Below are 16,117 nucleotides of genomic sequence, written 5' to 3'. Positions count from 1 at the left end.
ACGATGCTCAGGCTGGCGATCCGCAGGCTGCTCCTCATTCTTCCGACGTTGATCGGGGTCTCGATCGTCACGTTCCTGTTCCTCTCGTACGTCCCCGATCCAACGGACGATCCGGCGCTCGCCGTCACGCCCTCCGAGCGGGCGCGCCTTCGCCGCGAGCGATTCCTCGACCTGCCGCGCTTCGTGAACCTCGGGACACGCGACGTGCGCGCGCGCGCCGCCGAGGCGATGCGCGCGATCGTCGACGGCGACATCACGCAAAAAGCGCAGGGGCAGGAGGAGCTCGCGCGCCTCGGCGGCGCTGCGTTGCCACACGTGCTCCCCGCGCTCGACTCGCTCGCGCCCGGGCCACGCGCCGAGGTCGCGCTCGCGCTCGCGCCGATCGGCGAGCGGATGGGCTTCACGGGCGAGCGGCTCTCGGATCCGACGCGCGCGGTGGCGTTCTGGACACGCTTCTGGGACGACCGCGGCATCGAGTTCCGCCGCGCGTCCGTGCGCAGCGCGGTCCGCAGGCTCTCGCGGTACGGCAGCACGACACGCGCGGCCGAGCTCCGCGAGCTCGACACGTTCGTGCTGGAGGACGTCCTCGGCGCGCTCGAGCACCCGACCGACGCCGCTTCGTTCGAGCGGGCGCGGGCCCTCGTCGACATCGCCGCGTACGTCACGGGCCGCGACGATCGCATCGCGCCCGGCGACGACTACGCCACGGCCCTTGCCACCGTCGAGCGGTGGGGCTCGTTCTGGATGGTCTACAAGAACGACTTCGTGACGCTCGACGGCCCCTCGCGGTTCGCGGCCATCGTGCTCGAAACGCGCTACGGCAAGTGGGCGCTCGGCGCCGTCACGCGTCGCCTCGGCGTGGGCTTCGACGGCAAGCCCGTCCTCGACGGCCTCACGCGGCGCGCGCCGATCACGCTCACGCTCGTGTTCGGCGCGATCGCGCTGGCGTATGCGGCGGCTTTGCCGATCGGGCTCCTCGGCGCCGCGTCGCGCGGGCGGCGTCGTGACGGGATCACGGCGGCCATCGTGCTCGTGTTTTACGCGATCCCGACGGCGGTCTTCGCGATCCTGGCGGCGCGAGGGTCCCATGGGCACGGGCTCTTCTTGCCCACGGTCGTGCTCGCGCTTGGCCTCGTGGCTGCGCCGGCGCGCCAGGCGCGCGCGGGCCTCGCGTCGGCGTTCGCGCAAGACCACGTGCGCGCCTCGCTCGCGCGGGGGGCGAGCCGCGCGCGTGCGCTCCTCGTTCACGCGCTCCCCGGCGCGCTCCTCCCGGTCGTCACGCTTGCCACGCTCGAAGCACCGATGGCGCTCGGCGGCGCCTTCGTCGTCGAGCGCGTCTTTGGCCTCGAAGGCCTCGGCGCGGCCACGGTCGTCGCCGTGCAGTCGCGCGACACGAGCTGGCTCATGGCCGTCTCGATCTTCATGGCCGCGACCGCGACGATCGGGGTCATCATGACGGACCTCGTGTACACCACGCTCGACCCGCGGCTCGCGCAGAGCATCCTGCGCCAGAGGCCGCGCACATGAGCCACCGCACGACCGTCCTCCGGCGTGTCGCCCACAGCCGCCGCGCGGGCCTCGGCGCCGTGCTGCTCGGCTTGCTCGTGCTCGTCGGCGTCTTCGCCGAGCTCCTCGCTGCGCCTGCGCCGCTCTTCGCGGTCGGGCCGCGGGGCGTCGAGTTCCTCCCCGCGATCGTTCACGCCGAGCGCTACGAGCAGCTCTCCGAAGACGAGATCACGCGCTCGTATGCGGACGCCTTCGCCGTCTGGCCCCTCGTGCGATCTGGCCCGAAGGAGCCGAGCGTGGCGGGCCCCCTCGCGCCCTCGTCCCGCGCGCACCCGCTCGGCACCGACGAGAAGGGCCGTGACCTCTTCGCGCGCCTCGTCTACGGCGCGCGCACCGCGCTCGGCCTCTCGCTCGTCGCTGTCCTCGTGAGCGCGGTCCTCGGCGTCCTCCTCGGCGGCCTCTCGGGCATCCGCGGCGGCACCTCGCGTGACGTCCTCGTGCGCCTCGTCGAGACCATCGACACCTTCCCCGCCATCCTCGTCGTCGCGCTCGTGCGCGCCATCGAGCACGAGCCCTCGGCGCTCTCGCTCGTGCTCGCCGTGGCCTTCGTGCGTTGGGCCGAGGTCGCGCGCCTCGTGCACGCGGAGAGCTTGCGCGGCGCCACCGAGGATTACGCCCTCGCCGCGCGCGCCCTCGGCGCCTCCCGCGCGCGCATCTTCCTTCGCCACGTGCTCCCGAACGCGCTCGGCCCCGTCACCGTCAGCTCGGTGTTCGGCGTGGCGTCCGTCGTGCTTCTGGAAGCCGCGATCTCGTTCCTGGAGATGGGCGCGCCGACATCGGCGGCGTCCTGGGGCGAGACGCTCGCGCAGGGCGCGCGAAACCCTTCGGCGCTCCGTTTGCTCATCCTGCCGGCCCTCTTGCTCCTCGTGACCGTGGGCGGCTCGTACCTCGTCGCCGATGCGCTGCGCGACGCGATGGACCCGCGCGCGGCCCGAAAGCGACGGGACGAAACGTACGGTTCGTTCGGTCGTTCCGCGGACGAGCCACACGTGTCCCGATGACGATACGTCACCATCCGTGATGGGCTTGCAACGCGTCGCGCACCCGACGTACTTTGAAAAAAGCCCGGTCTCCTTGGAAGGCTTGGGCTCGGCCCGGCGTGCTGACCAACCTCGCCGGGCCTCTTTTCATTTGAGCCCCAAGGATCGATCACGCCGGGGGAGACGAAGACGCGCGCGGCGTCACGACTCGACGGAGATGAGATCCACCGCGAAGCATCGGAGCGCGTGCAGGCTGCGGCGCTGCCAGTGCATCTCCGGGTTCGACAGGAGCCGGATCTTGTACTCCTTGCTCCGCTCGAGATCGCCGATCTCGCTGATCCAAGTCACGAAGCTCTTGAAGCAGGACGAGTTCATGAACTCGAGGTTGCGGAAATCCACCTGCACCTCGGTGGCGCTGATCCGCTGCGCCTCGGCGTGCACGCGCGGCAGCAGCGTATCCAGGCTGTCTTTGGCGGCCATGTCCGCGTTGCCCGAGAGGCGCAGGACGAGCGAGCGGCCCTCCGCGCGCACGTTCGCCGAGAAGTCGCGGAGCGCGACCGAGAGATCCGACGCCGCGCTCACCCGCGCCTCCGCGCCGTGACGGTCGTCTGCGCCAGGATCGTGACCCTGTCGTCCTCGATGGTGTGGCTCATCGTCATCTCTCCTTCGGCACGCACGCGCACGAGGCCGAGCCCCGAGCCCACCTTCCGCTTGGCGCTGCGCGCCATCGCGATCTGGTAGTGGCCGAAGGGATCGTCGTGCAGGCTCATCTCCCCGAAGATAGTGGCAACCGCGGCGATGTGCTCGGGCTTCGCCCGGTTCATGAGCCGGATGGAGACCGTGCTCGATGCCTCTCCCGGCTCGAACTTGACGGACAAAAACGTCGCGCCGTCGCTCGCGTATTTGACGGCGTTCTCCAGGAGCTCGTGGGTCGCGAGCGCGATGCGCGACACCGTGTCGTGGTCCTCGATCATCCGCTCGTAAAAGTCGGACAGGAACCTACGAACGATGGAGATGAGCTCGACATTGGGCTGGAACGTCAGCTCGAACGCGGTCGGTGTCTCGGTCATCATCTTTCGCGTTCCTGGATTCAGGTCGCGGCTGTGCGGAGCGCGACGCTCAATCTATCTCAGCCTTCGGCGCTCGTCTCGCTCGCCCTGAAGCGCACGACGACGAGCGTCACGTCGTCCTCCTGGACGCGGGCGAAGCGGGCCACGTCGTCGAGGATCACGTCGCGGATTCGCTCCACGGGCTCGCCCGCGAGCGCCTGGATTTGCTGGGTGAGCCGCTCCATCCCGTACATCTCGCCCGACGCGCTCCGCGCCTCCGTCACGCCGTCCGTGTAAAGCACCATCACGTCGCCGTCTTCGAGGGCGAGCTCGTCGTCTTGCACCGTCCGCGCGACGTCGCGCATCGCGCCGACCCAGGGGCCGAGCGTGGGGATCATCTCGACCTTCCCGGTGCGCGCGCGCAGGATCAGGATGTCCTCGTGCGCCCCGGCGAACACCACGCGTCCGCTCCGGTGGTAGCGCATCACCGTCAGCGTGACGTGCTCGTCGTTGCGCAGGCGGTTGCGGATGTTGTCGTAGAGCACGAGGTTCAGCACGCGCACGAGGTCCTTCGGCCGCGCCGACGGATCCTCCCGCCCGAGCGCGGCGATCGCGCTTTGCACCATGAGCATCACGAGCCCCGACTGCAGGCCGTGCCCGGCCACGTCGCCGATCGCGAGGATGCCGCCGCCTTCCACGGGGAACACGTCGTAGTAGTCGCCGCCGACCTCGCTCGCCGGGATCATCCGCGCCGCCACGTCGAGCCCTGGCACGTCGAGCCGCCGCGGCAGGATCGACGTCTGGATCCGCGCGCTGATCTCGAGCTCCTTTTCGAGCCGCTCCTTCGCCGCCATCTGCTCGCGTGACTCCGCGAGCTCGCGCGCCATCCGGTTCATCGCCTCGCCGAGCGCGCGGATCTCCGTCGGCCCGGACGTGGTCGCTTGTGTGTCGAGCTTCCCGCGCGCCACGTCGCCCACGAACGCCATGAGCCCGTCGAGCGGGCGCGAGAGCCTGCGCGAGAGCACGATCGCGAGCGCCGCCGCAGCCGCGAGCGCGACGAGCGCGATGAGCGCCACGCGCACCTCGAGCTCGCGGGACGGCACGAGCGCGCGATCGAGCGAACGCGCGAGGTGAACGGTCCGCTTCGCGCCCGGGCCCGTATCCAGCGTCCGCGACGTCGACAGATAGGGCCCGCCCTCGGGCGCGGACGGCGTCGTGAACATCCGGAGCACCTCGCTCGACGCGTCCCTCCCATCTTCGAGCTTCGAATGCGCCACCACCGTGGCCCCATCCGTCACCGCCACGAGGCTCCCCGTCTGGAGACGCACCTCCTCGGCGAGCGCATGGTCGAGCTTGAAGCCGAGCACCAGCACGCCGACCGTCTCGGTCCCGAACGAGAGCCGCCGCGCGACCACCTCGTAGAGCTTCCCCTCGTTCGTCCAGAGCCCGGACCTCTCGCCTTCGCGCAGCGCGCCCGCCACGATCGGATCCTTCGACATGTCGAAGCCCGACGCCTTCGGATCGGCCACGTCCGCGAGCAGGATCCCCGTCCCGTCCGTCATCAGGAAGAGATCACTCTTCACGGCTTTGCAGAGCTCGTCGGCCACGCCGTAGACCGTCTCCGGCGACACGTCCTCCGTCGCCACGACGGCCTTGAGCCGCGGCTCTTCCGCCACCACGTGCGCCTTCGTCGCGTGCGCGCGCAGCCGCTCGGTGCGATGCGATTCGAACACGCGCGCGCTCCGTTCGAGCGCCTCCCCGAGCTCCTCCCTTGCGCGCCGCTCCAGCACGAACGCCGCGCTTCCCGCCGTGGCCACCGTGATCGCCGCGATGAGGAGCACGATCCAGAGCAGCAACGCGCTCTGGAACTTCATGGCCGCGCCACCACCGTCTTCGGCAGGTGCTCGCGCCCCTTGCCGCTTCGTTTTCCGCCGAACGGCATCTCGATCTTCCCCATCGTACGCTCCTCCGCGGGCACGCCGAGCGCCTCCGCGAGCGCGGGCGACACGGAGCGCCACGCCACCTCGATCACGAGCGAGCCCGCCCGCGGCGCGTCGAGCTCGAACGTGAACGTGCGTGACTCGCCCGCGGCGATCCGCTCGTCGCTCTTCTCCGCTCGCGCCGCGTAAAACGGCACCTCGCGCCCCGCTTCATCCACGAGCACCCGCCCGATCGTGCGCTCCTCGCGCGCCTGCGCGTGGCCCTTCTCGTCGAGCGCCTGCACGCGCACGACGACCTGCCTCCCGGGCAACCCCGACGGCACCGCGTGCCCTGCGCCTTCGTTCTTCAGCACCACGGAGACCACCAGTGTACCTGCTCGATCGGTCGCCGACGCCACGATCCCGAGCGCCTTGCGCACGAGCTCGCCCTTCTCGCCCATGAACCCGTGATGCCCGACGCGCACCTTCCGCTCGCTGCCCGTCGCCGCGTGGGTCACCTCCGGCGGCATGTGGCACTCCTGGCACGCCGTCCCCGACACCGAGAAGCTCGACGCGCGCCACTCGGCGTACTCATTGATGATCGGCAGGCTCTTCCCATCCGCGAGCGGCATCGAGAACGTGTGGCAGCCGCCGCAGACGCGCGCGTCGCGGAACCAGGGCGCGCAGCCCATCCTGTGGAAGTAGTTGTCCTTGCCGTCGCAATACGGCCCGAACTTCCGGTTTCCTTGGAGGTCGAACGAATAACGTGGCTCGGCCGCCGCCTCCCCGACGTCGCGGATCGCGTGGCACGCCTCGCACGTCACGCCCTCGTCGACGGCCCTCTCCGCTGGATCCGTGAGCGTCGCGAGCGGCGCGTGGCACCCCTCGCAACTGGCGTTCTTCGAGCGATCCCGCATCGCGACGTAGAGCGGCGAGTTCCGCGCCCGCGCGTGCCCCGACGTCTTCCACTCCGCGTGGAGCATGCCGTGGCACTCGCCGCATCGATCGGCGGGGAACGCGCGCGGGCGTGGCGGTTCGAGGGCGGGCTTGTCCGGGGACGCGGGCGCTTCGAGGTTCGTTCCCGCGCGCTCGGAGCCTCCCGGCGGCGCGGAGGGATTGCAGGCGAACGTGCAGGCGAGGAGCGCCGTTACTTGTACCGGCCGTATGGCGTCCCGTCCTTTCTCATGTGCCGCTTCGGCGCCGCGCCTTCCGTGATCGTCGGCTTGAACGTCGCCGACCCGCCCGCCGTCACCGTCACCTCGCCGCGCACCTCCGGCGCGTGCGCTTGCCACGCCACGACCGGGTAGGTCCCCACGGGCACGTTCTTGATCTGGAACGATCCATCCGCGCCCGTCACGGCGTAGAAGCCGTTGTCGAGCACCTTGATCTTCGTGACCATGTGCGGGTGGATGTTGCAGTAGACGTCCACCACGCCGGCCTCGCGGAACGTGACGGACTTGCTCTCGCCGCTCTTGTAGAGCCCGAGATCGAAGCGCGCCGCCTTCGAGACCGAAAAGACGTTGTGGAAGACCTTGTCGTCGTTCGGGAACTCGACGGTCGTCCCCTTCACGATGACCATCAGCCCCGGCGTGAACGTCAGGTTCTTCTGGCGGATCTCGCGCTTGCCGGCCGGGGCGGGCGCGCCGGGCACGTTCTCCAGGGAGAGCACGACGCCCGATCGATCGGCCTTCGGCGCGTCGTCCACGAGGACCGTGACCACGCCCGAGACGTTGCCCACGGCCGGCGCCTCGGCGCGGCTCACGCGCGGGGAGAAGGAGACGGTGAGCGGGAGCGCCACCGCGGAGAGGCTGATCACGAGGCCTGGGAGACGAGAGCCGAGACGCATGCGCCATTCTCCTCGGGAGCTTCAGTATTTCAGGAGCATCGAGCTCGTGAACACGTCGTTCGGAAACTGGGGGGCGCGGCCCAGCTCGCGGTTCAGATTGTACTCGGCCTTCAGGATGAGGTGGGTACCGAGCTCCATCCGCACCCCGGCCGTCGCGCGCAGGACCTGCGACTGGTAGACGAAGCTCACGCCGCTCCGATGTACCGCGTCGCGCACGTCGACCCGCGCATAAGGCGTGAGCCAGTTCAGCACCCGATAGCCCACCTGGACATAAGCTCCGCGGTACCGGAGGCAGGGGGCGAGGCCACATTTCGTGTCCCCCTGCGCGCTCTTCCCATCGACCACGCCTTGCAGGAACTCGGCCGTCACATCGAAATCGTGCCAATCGAGGTGCAGGTCCACGCCGACGTGCGTGTGCATCGCGTCCTCGGCGCTTTGCAGGTCCTGCGCGCCGATCGAGCCCGACAGACCGACCTCGAGCCCCGCGCCGAGCGGCGCGCGCGAGGCGATGCGGCCCGCCACGGTCTTCCAGTCGTTTCGATCGAGTTCGCCGTGAAAGGGAAACGTCTCGCTTCCATGGCTGCCGTTCGTCACGGCCACGTTCAGGATCATCGCGCCGTCCCAGAATTTCCCGCGCGCCTTCAGCCCGAGCGGCGATCCGCAGGTGTATCGGCAGAGCAAGGACGGCGTCACGGTGAGCCGGTCGGTCGCCTCGCGGCTGCGGTACTCCCAGCCGAGCACCGAATCGAACTTCCCGGCATAAAGGCTGAGCTCGAAGCGCTCGATCGGGACGAGATACTCGGCGTACGCGAGCTTCACGTCGATGAAATCGCCGAGCGCACGATCCCCCGGCACCGACACGTCCCGCCCCCGCGGCGCGAAGTCGATCGACGCCGTCAGCGTGAGGTCCTCGTGCGGCGCCGCGAAGAGCTGCATGTTCAGCGCGTTCACCGCGAACGACGATTTGCCGCCGCTATCGATCGCGTCGAACGTGAGCGCCCGCGATTCGCCCGTGTCCGCCGGCTCGCCGCGCGCGTTCACCATCGTCGAGAGCGGGTCGCCATAAAAGACCCACGACGCCGGGATGTCGCCCTCGTACTCCGGGAAATATCGATATCCGCGGTCGCTCCGTATGCCCGCGCCCGTCCCCGTCGCCCGGAAAAACCCGAAGTCGAGGTAGCCCCCGAGCCGGCTCGCGATCGGCAGGAGCTTTGCGATCTGCTGATCGAAGAAGCTCGCGTCGTCCTCGAGCTTCGCGACCTTCTCGCGCGTCGCTTCGTTCTGCTTTGCCGCGCGCTCGAGCTCCGCCACGCGCGCGCGCATGCGGCGGTTCTCCTCTTCGAGCGCGTCGAGCCGCTCCATCGCGGTCCGCTCACGCGCCTCCGGCGCGCCCTTTCCATCCCCGTCCGCGGCCCGCGTCGTACGAGGCACGATTCCGACGACGGACAGGAAGAGCACGATCCCGAGCGGCTTCCTCATGACCTCTGCTCCGACGCGCGACCCTACAGGGACCGAACGGCCCCGTCGAGCGCTGATTGCGCTCCCGCTTCGCTCTTTGCTTCGGGTATGATGCCTCCCGTCCAGGGGGCGCATTTGTTGTCCAAACCCGTGAGCGATCCTGCCGTGCGGCGAGAGGCCTTTTGAGCCCGGCCGCGCTTCCCAGCGAGCTGCTCGGCCGTTTCCGCGGCGTGGCGCTCGAACGGCTCGACCGCGTCGAGGGCGATTGGGGCAACTTCATGCACGGCGAGGGCGCGCCCGAGGTCGCCGCCGCGATGCAGCAGGAGCTGCACACGCTCAAAGGCGAAGCCCGGATGATGCACTTCGGCGGGCTCGCCACGCTCTGCCACGCCCTCGAAGGCCTCGTCGCGGCTGTGGCGCGGCGCGGCCGTCGCGTGCCCGACGAGGTCGACCTCGTCGTGACCATGGCCATCCGCTTCATGATCGTGATGCTCCGCCGCAAAGACGCGGCCCCGAGCGCCGGCATGGATGTCGAGGGGTTCGTCCATCAGATCGAGGAGGTCCTCGCCGAGGTCTCGGCCGACGAGCCCGAAAACCCCCCGCGCGTGCCCGGGTCCCGCAGCGCCGTCGTGGATCTCCCCGATCGTGTATCGATGGCCACGCAGCGGCGCCTCGCGGCCCTCGCGGTGCGCGTGTTTTTGGAGCACGTCGCGGCCGGGCGCGCGCGCGGGCGGCTCGGCGACGTCGTCCGCGCGCTCTCCGCGGAGGTCACCTCGCTCTCGGCCGTCACCCTCGCGCCGCGGCTCGCGCCGCACGAGGAGGCGGCGCGTGTCCTCGCGGAGAGCCTCGGCAAGGAGGTCCGCGTCGCCTTTGCCGTGGACGACGTGCGCGTCCGCGCCGAGGTCGCCGAGTCGGTCGAAGTCGTCCTCCTGCATGCGCTCCGCAACGCGGTGGATCACGGCATCGAGCGGCCCGAGGCGCGTAGGGCCGCGGGCAAAACGCCCGAGGCGTCGATTTGTGTCTCGGCGCGGCAAAAGGGCGGCGAGATCGAGATCTCGGTCGAGGACGACGGCGCGGGCGTGAACCTCGAAGCCGTGCGGGCGCGGGCGATCGACCTCGGCCTCTCCACGCCGGAGATCGCCCTGCGCGCCGAGGACGACGAGCTCACGGAGCTGCTCTTTCGTCCCGGCCTGTCCACGCGGACCGAGGTCACGGACGTCTCGGGCCGCGGCATCGGCCTCGACGCGGCGCGTGCCGCCATCCAGCGGGTCGGCGGGTGTATCTCCATCACCACGCGCCGCGGCCAGGGCACGACGCTCCGGCTCCGCGTCCCTCAGGCGAGCCATGTGCTCCCCGTCATTTGTTTTCCTGCGCGGGGCGCCGACCTCGTCCTTGCCGTGGCGACCGGGCCCGGCGTTCGTGTCTTGCCGGCCGAGGGAGGGATGCCCGCTCTCGATCCTGTGGAATACTTCGATATGGCGCCACCGGGCGGCGCGCAGAGCGGCGAGGGCGTGCGGATCGAGGTTCGGCGTGGGGAGGAACGCTTCACGCTTCGTGCAGGCGGCGAGCCGTACGCGGCCGTAGCGACGCGCCTCTGCCCGACGGCCGACGATTGCCCTGCCGAGATCGTGACGGTCGACGGGGCCGACGTCCTGCTCGTGCGGCCCGAGGTATTCTGAGCCGTCCATACACCGGTTTTTCCGCCGCGCGCGAATCGTGCCTCGGGGTTACGTCCTTCTTGCCGTGGCAACGGCACCTCAGATACGATGGTGTCAATGGCCCGGGCATGACGCGCGGGCGTTACCACCCTCGGTAAGCGAGAGGCAGCCATGAGCGCGAGCACGACGAAGCGACGGATTCTCGTGGTCGACGACAGCGAGATTTGCCGCGAGCTCGTCAAGCTGCTCCTGCAATCTCGTGGTTTCGAGGTGATCACGCTCGACTCGCCGTTTGGCTTCGGCGCGGCCGTGGCGCGTGAACAGCCGGATCTCGTGCTCGTCGACGTCAACATGCCGGCGCTGCACGGGGGCAAGCTGGTCGAGGTGGCCCTCCAGAAGGGCATCCTTTCGTGCCCCATCGTTTTTCACTCCGACCGGCCGGCGCGGGAGCTTCAGAGCCTCGTGCTCAGCACGGGCGCGTCGGGGTTCATCCCGAAGACGAACGACGGCGACGAGCTCGCCTCGCGCGTCGAAGAGTATCTGAATGGCACGTGGCAGAAGCGGGACCGCGCCCCGGAGAGCATCCGGCCGAGCACGGCGCCGCCCGGCCCGCGCACCGACGTCCCGCCGCGCATGACGCGGCCCTCGGAGGTGCCGCCTCTCTCTGGCTCCTCGTCCCAGTCGCTCCCGCCCTTGTCGGCCGCCTCATTGCCTTTGACGCGCCCCTCGGATGCCGCGCCTTTGTCGCAGCGCAGCTTCGACGCGTCGCCCCTCTCGCAACGCTCGCCCGACACGGCGCCGCACTCGCAGCGGACCGTGACCTCGTCCACGGGCTGGGTACGGGGAAAATTCTAGAATCGGCGGGATCCGCAGGCGCAGCAGCCTACGGCAGGTTGCAGGTGGTGTTGAGGTAGGTCCGCCAGACCTGCTGGGCGGTTCCGATGGGCGTGCCGCGCGAGCTCGTCAGCCGAACGTCGCGCCGGATGAGCTGGGCGCAGCCCTGATTCGGGAATCGGCGGAGATACTGGGCCGCCGCGTTCTTGCACTCCACGACGTCTTGCCATGTGCAGGTCCGCTCCGGCTCCGGGATCGGGACGAACTCGCCGCTCGCCAACCGCCGGTAGCCCCAAGGCATGGGCGTATACCCCTGTGCGATGTCCTGACACGCCTGATTCGCGGCGTCCCAGCCCATTCGGAATGGATTCCTCGTGCAGGCGGCGTCGGCGGCCGCGCTCGTGAAGAGGCCCGCGATCAGCAATGCGGCGCCCATCCAGATGCTCTTCATGGTGACTCCCCCCGAGGGGATGCTCTGATCGACCGCCACGGCCGCGCAGGCAGCCCCGTCTGCACGGGGACATGGAGCCCGTCCGTCCGCCGTCAATCGGGGGCGGAACCTGTGTCTGAGCGACGTTGCCGCCAGCGCGAGCGACGTTGCCGTCAGCGCGAGCGACGTTGCCGTCAGCGCGAGCGACGTTGCCGTCAGCGCGAGCGACGTTGCCGTTGGCGCGAGCGACGTTGCCGTCAGCGCGAGCGACGTTGCCGTTGGCGCGAGCGACGTTGCCGTCGGCGCGAGCGACGTTGCCGTCAGCGCGAGCGACGTTGCCGTTGGCGCGAGCGACGTTGCCGTTGGCGCGAGCGACGTTGCCGTTGGCGCGAGCGACGTTGCCGTCGGCGCGAGCGACGTTGCCGTCGGCGCGAGCGACGTTGCCGTTGGCGCGAGCGACGTTGCCGTCGGCGGGAGCTGGGCAGTTTTCCCGATCCGTGGGTCGTTCTTGCGTAATCGCGTAGACGGGCTCGATCTCGCGACGTAGGGTTGCCCTACCTCCCACCCGCGCGGAGCCTTGCCGTCCTCGAACACGCCTTCAGTTGAATGCGACGTTCCAGAACTCCTCGAGTCGGCACGAAAGGTCGGCGGTGAAGGTCCCACTGGCGTGGTTGGTCGGGCTACCGACCTCCGTGGGGCCTGGCACCATGGATGCGCCGTGGATTTCGATGTGGATGGGTCGCTGCTCCGTGCTCGCGCTAGGCTCGTACGCGACGACGTGGAGCGTGCCCGTGGCGCTGGCCCACCAAGTAGCACCAGCCGTCGCCCACATCAGGAAGACGTGGTTTTGCACCGCCTCGCTCATGGTGGGAACGAGGGGCAACGACTTCCCGCAGGCCAGGGCGTCGATGTCGTTGCTCCAGAGCTGAAACCAGGGGCCCTTGCCGGTGTGGCCGACGATGGAGAGGCTGTTGTCCACCACATCCCAGTATCCTACGACGGGGTGGGGTCCTGGGGGGGATGACTCCGGCATTGTCAGGGTTGTGGGGTCGAGGTCCGCACCGTTGATGTGGGAGGCAAGGAGAACGCAGCCCGGAACCTGGGCCTCTCCTCCTTCACCTGCGTCGCCGTTGTTATGGCAGCTCGAGGTCGTGCTGGCAGCCGGAGCCGGACCCATCGTCTCGATCTCCGACCGCGCGCCGCACGCGCACACGAACGCGATCGATGCCGCGATGGCCACCCGACCCCCGCCCCGTTTCTTGGTGCCCATGATCATTCGCGTGAGGAGATACAGAACACGCTACCACGGAGCCTGAGGCAGATCGAGTTGCCTCAGAGCGCCAAGCGGAGGCGGTCGCGGTCGCGGAAACGGAAGCGGCCATTGGGCAGAACTGCCCACGACCCGTCGGCGCGAGCGACGTTGCCGTCGGCGCGAGCGACTTTGCTGTCGACCCCCGCCGCGAAACCGGCCCGCCTCAGCTCCCCCGACCGAGCACCCGCGCGCCGAGCTCCGGGTCGTCCGTCATGATCCCATCCACGCCCATCGCGAGGAGCGCGCGCATCTCGGCCTCGTCGTTGATCACCCACGCGTGCACCTCCAGCCCGCACGTGTGCGCGACCTCCACGAAATACGGCGTCACGATCGGGATCCCCGCCAGGCTCGTCGGCACCTGCAAGGCAAACCCCCGCGCCACGTAGCCCGGGTTTCCCCCATTGCAGAGAAACGCAAGCGACTCGGGCAAGCTCATCCCCGTCAGCACCCCCGGGATCCGCTGTCGGATCTTCCCCATGAGCGAGCCCGTCTCCGCCGTCAGCAGCACCCGCTCCCGCCCGTCGTGCCGATCGAGCACCCATTTCACCGCGGTGACGAGCGCCTCGTCGTCGACCTTCAGCTCGATGTTGAGCGGCACGCCCGGCAGCGACGTGAGCACCTCGGCGAGCGTCGGGATCCGGATGCCGCGGCCTCGAAAGGGAAACGCGCCGTCCGGATCCGTGAACGTGTATCCCGCGTCGAGCGCGCGAATCTCCGCGAAACGTCTCTTCGAGGCCGGCCCCGCGCCGTCCGTCGTGCGCGCCACGTCCTCGTCGTGCAGGACGATCACCTCCTCGTCGGCCGTGAGGTGGACGTCGAGCTCGAGGCGGTCCGCCCCCGCCGCGAGCGCGGCGGCGAAGGCGGGCAGCGTGTTCTCGGGCGCCGCGGCCGAGGCGCCGCGGTGCGCGAACAGGCGGGGGCGGGGGCCGTCCTTGTAATGCATGGGGATTACTGGATCGTCACCGGCACCGTGGCCGTGTTGTTGTCGAGGCTGACCTCCTCGAACTCGCGGCTCGGGTTCAGCTTCACCTGGATGAAGTAATCCCCCGCCGGCACGCCCGTGATGTCGAGCCACTGGCAATCGAGCGTGTTGCCATAAAGATCCGACCAGCCGCGCTGGATGCCTTGATCCTCGCACGTGTAGATCTTGTTGCAGCCCACGTTCGGGCCGAGGGCGATCTGCTGCGTGTCCTCCATGCAATACGCCTGCTTGCGCCCGGTCACGATCTCCTTGCCGTCCTTGTCGAGCAGCGCGTACGTCGCGAACCCGTTGAAGTGGTAATGGCCGTGGCAGGGCGAGAAGAGGAACAGATCCGGCCGCTCCGACGGCGGCGGCACCGTGAGCGTCGCCATGCCCTGGTTCTTCGCCTCCACGCTGAAGCGGAGCAGCTTCCGCAGGCCCGTCCCGCCCACGCATTCCTCGATGAACGCGCACGAGTTCGGGCTCACGTCGAGCTCGTCGAAGAGGATCTCCTCGGCGAGCCGCTTCTCGTCGATCACGAGATCCGCCATCGGCTCGTTCGCCGCGTGGCAGCCGCAGTCCGTCCCGCAGAACTCGCCCGCGCCGCAGGGGGGATCACACACCGGCGTCTCGTTGTTGCAGTCCGCGAAGACCTGGCATTTCGACGTCGCCGGCACGCAGAGCGAGCCCTCGGCGCACGAGCCACACGTCCCGCCGCAGCCGTCGTCGCCGCATTGTTTGTCCGCGCAGTCCGGCGTGCACGGATCCTTCCGACAGCGCCCCTCGGCCGAGCAGGCGAACCCCGTGTCGCACGTCCCGCAGTCGCCGCCGCAGCCGTCGTCCGTGCCGCAATACAGGCCGTCGCAATGCGGGACGCAGCCGTTCGCCGTGAACTTCACCTGCAGGTCGAACGCGCCGTGCTGGGAGGCGTCGAACCCGTCGACGATGAGGTAATACGTCCCCGGATCGAGCGCCGCGTCCACGCGTGAGCCGTAATCGCCGGGCGGCGAGGCGTCGTCGCTGCAACCCACGGTCGCGGCGGGTTTGTCGTCCAGGCACTCGTTTGCGGGCGTCGCCGGGTCTTCCTTCCGGATGTGCAGCACCGTGTCGTAGCTATAGACGCGCGCCTCGATGCCCATCTTCTCGGTCAGCTCGAACTTGTAGACGGCCTCGACGGCCGTGCTCGTCGAGTTGCACGTCGGCACGACCTCGTGCAGGCCGTTCGTCGTGTCTCCCGTGATCTGGTGGACCCCGACGAGCGCCGTGCCCGCAGGGAGCAGATCGAGCGGCGCCGCGCAGGATCCGGGCTGGTTCGCGGGTTTGCACTCGTTCGTCGCGTTCGCGCACGCCTGGCCCGCGGGACAGCTCCCGCAGCTCCCGCCGCAGCCGTTGTCGCCGCAGACCTTGCCCGTGCAATCCGGCGTGCAATCCGAGGTGCAGGACGCGCAGCCCGGTCCGAGCTCGTGCTTGCAGGTGTCCGACGCCTCGTCGCAGCTATCCGTCGTGCATTCGGCGTCGTCGTCGCACGGGTTCGGCCCGCTCACACACTGCCCCGCGACGAGCCGCTCCGCGCCGTTGCAGTAGACGCCGTCGTTACACGTGATCTCGGTCGCGGGCGAGGCGATCGCGCCGAACTTCTCGCCCTCGTACCGCGCGTCGAAGTTCAGCTTGAAGAGCCCCGTGCGCACGGGCGCGGTCAGCTTGCCCTGGAACGTGCCGGTGCCGCCCGGATCCACCTCGCCCGCGAGCGCGAGCGACGCGCTCGTGAAGCCTTGCCCGTCCGGCAGCGCGAGCGTGACCTCGCCGGGCACCCAGGTCGCCTGTCCGCTATTTCGTGCGTCGACCTTGACGTTGACCGCGGCGCCGGGCTTGGCGCGCGCGTCGATCGTGACGACCGCGTCGGCGATCCCGAACGCGGAGACGTCGTCCGAGCAGCCGGGAACGAGCACGTGGAGGGCCGGGAGAAAGCAGAGCGGGATGAGCCGTCGATATCGCATGCGAAGCCTCGCCGTTGGGGTCCGGAAGGGGCCGCGCGCGCGGCCGTCGGAGCTCGCATGATAAGCGGACCTGCGTCGAGAGCCACGCGCGAAGTGCGGGGGGCCGC

At 69.6% G+C, this 16,117-nt stretch carries 14 protein-coding genes; 4 read left to right on the top strand and 10 right to left on the bottom strand.

The window, feature by feature from the left end; translation table 11 throughout:
• The first annotated feature begins 3 nt into the window (after nucleotides 1–3).
• The gene (locus E8A74_RS24310; RefSeq protein ID WP_136931450.1) at nucleotides 4–1,527 is read left to right on the top strand and encodes an ABC transporter permease; all 1,524 of its coding nucleotides are present in this window, start codon (nucleotides 4–6) and stop codon (nucleotides 1,525–1,527) included.
• Nucleotides 1,524–2,567 (top strand): ABC transporter permease, encoded by a 1,044-nt coding sequence (locus E8A74_RS24305; protein WP_136931449.1) that lies wholly within the window; start codon nucleotides 1,524–1,526, stop codon nucleotides 2,565–2,567. The genes E8A74_RS24310 and E8A74_RS24305 overlap by 4 nt, the downstream gene beginning before the upstream one ends.
• A 180-nt stretch (nucleotides 2,568–2,747) precedes the next feature.
• Here E8A74_RS24305 and E8A74_RS24300 read toward each other — a convergent pair whose 3' ends face one another.
• From E8A74_RS24300 to E8A74_RS24275, 6 genes are read right to left on the bottom strand one after another with little or no spacing between them, the layout of a single operon-like run.
• Entirely contained in the window at nucleotides 2,748–3,128 is a 381-nt protein-coding gene (locus E8A74_RS24300) for a hypothetical protein (RefSeq protein WP_136931448.1), read from the bottom strand.
• Nucleotides 3,125–3,619, bottom strand: a complete 495-nt coding sequence (locus E8A74_RS24295; protein WP_136931447.1) for a hypothetical protein — start codon at nucleotides 3,617–3,619, stop codon at nucleotides 3,125–3,127. The genes E8A74_RS24300 and E8A74_RS24295 overlap by 4 nt, the downstream gene beginning before the upstream one ends.
• A 56-nt stretch (nucleotides 3,620–3,675) precedes the next feature.
• On the bottom strand, nucleotides 3,676–5,469 hold the full coding sequence (locus E8A74_RS24290) for a PP2C family protein-serine/threonine phosphatase (RefSeq protein WP_136931446.1): 1,794 nt from the start codon (nucleotides 5,467–5,469) through the stop codon (nucleotides 3,676–3,678).
• Complete coding sequence (locus E8A74_RS24285; RefSeq protein ID WP_269749891.1) at nucleotides 5,466–6,680, bottom strand: multiheme c-type cytochrome; 1,215 nt, start codon at nucleotides 6,678–6,680, stop codon at nucleotides 5,466–5,468. Before E8A74_RS24285 ends, E8A74_RS24290 begins: the two co-directional genes overlap by 4 nt.
• The gene (locus E8A74_RS24280) at nucleotides 6,662–7,360 is read right to left on the bottom strand and encodes a plastocyanin/azurin family copper-binding protein (protein ID WP_136931444.1); all 699 of its coding nucleotides are present in this window, start codon (nucleotides 7,358–7,360) and stop codon (nucleotides 6,662–6,664) included. The genes E8A74_RS24285 and E8A74_RS24280 overlap by 19 nt, the downstream gene beginning before the upstream one ends.
• A gap of 21 nt (nucleotides 7,361–7,381) precedes the next feature.
• Nucleotides 7,382–8,839, bottom strand: a complete 1,458-nt coding sequence (locus tag E8A74_RS24275; protein ID WP_136931443.1) for a cell division protein ZapB — start codon at nucleotides 8,837–8,839, stop codon at nucleotides 7,382–7,384.
• A 161-nt stretch (nucleotides 8,840–9,000) separates the two neighbouring features.
• On the opposite strand from E8A74_RS24275, the gene E8A74_RS24270 reads away from it, so the two are divergent.
• Both E8A74_RS24270 and E8A74_RS24265 read left to right on the top strand, forming a co-directional pair.
• Nucleotides 9,001–10,497 carry an ATP-binding protein gene (locus tag E8A74_RS24270; protein WP_170229335.1) on the top strand — a complete coding sequence of 499 codons (1,497 nt, stop codon included), beginning with the start codon at nucleotides 9,001–9,003 and terminating at the stop codon, nucleotides 10,495–10,497.
• Between the two features lie 150 nt (nucleotides 10,498–10,647).
• A complete protein-coding gene (locus E8A74_RS24265; protein ID WP_136931441.1) occupies nucleotides 10,648–11,331 on the top strand; it encodes a response regulator in 684 nt (227 codons plus the stop codon).
• Between the two features lie 28 nt (nucleotides 11,332–11,359).
• Here the strand turns inward: E8A74_RS24265 and E8A74_RS52620 are convergent, their stop codons facing one another.
• From E8A74_RS52620 to E8A74_RS24245, 4 genes are all read right to left on the bottom strand, one after another.
• Nucleotides 11,360–11,761: a hypothetical protein gene (locus E8A74_RS52620; RefSeq protein ID WP_170229334.1), complete on the bottom strand. Its 402-nt coding sequence runs from the start codon at nucleotides 11,759–11,761 to the stop codon at nucleotides 11,360–11,362.
• Nucleotides 11,762–12,338: 577 nt separating this feature from the next.
• Nucleotides 12,339–13,010: a hypothetical protein gene (locus E8A74_RS52615; RefSeq protein ID WP_170229333.1), complete on the bottom strand. Its 672-nt coding sequence runs from the start codon at nucleotides 13,008–13,010 to the stop codon at nucleotides 12,339–12,341.
• Between the two features lie 205 nt (nucleotides 13,011–13,215).
• Complete coding sequence (locus tag E8A74_RS24250) at nucleotides 13,216–13,995, bottom strand: glycerophosphodiester phosphodiesterase family protein (RefSeq protein ID WP_136931439.1); 780 nt, start codon at nucleotides 13,993–13,995, stop codon at nucleotides 13,216–13,218.
• A 5-nt stretch (nucleotides 13,996–14,000) separates the two neighbouring features.
• Entirely contained in the window at nucleotides 14,001–16,010 is a 2,010-nt protein-coding gene (locus E8A74_RS24245; RefSeq protein ID WP_136931438.1) for a lysyl oxidase family protein, read from the bottom strand.
• Nucleotides 16,011–16,117 lie beyond the last annotated feature (107 nt).

This window comes from Polyangium fumosum (genome assembly GCF_005144585.1).
Lineage (GTDB): Bacteria > Myxococcota_A > Polyangia > Polyangiales > Polyangiaceae > Polyangium > Polyangium fumosum.
Note: the sequence above shows the minus strand (reverse complement) of the source record. Positions and strands in the feature narration are given on the sequence as shown.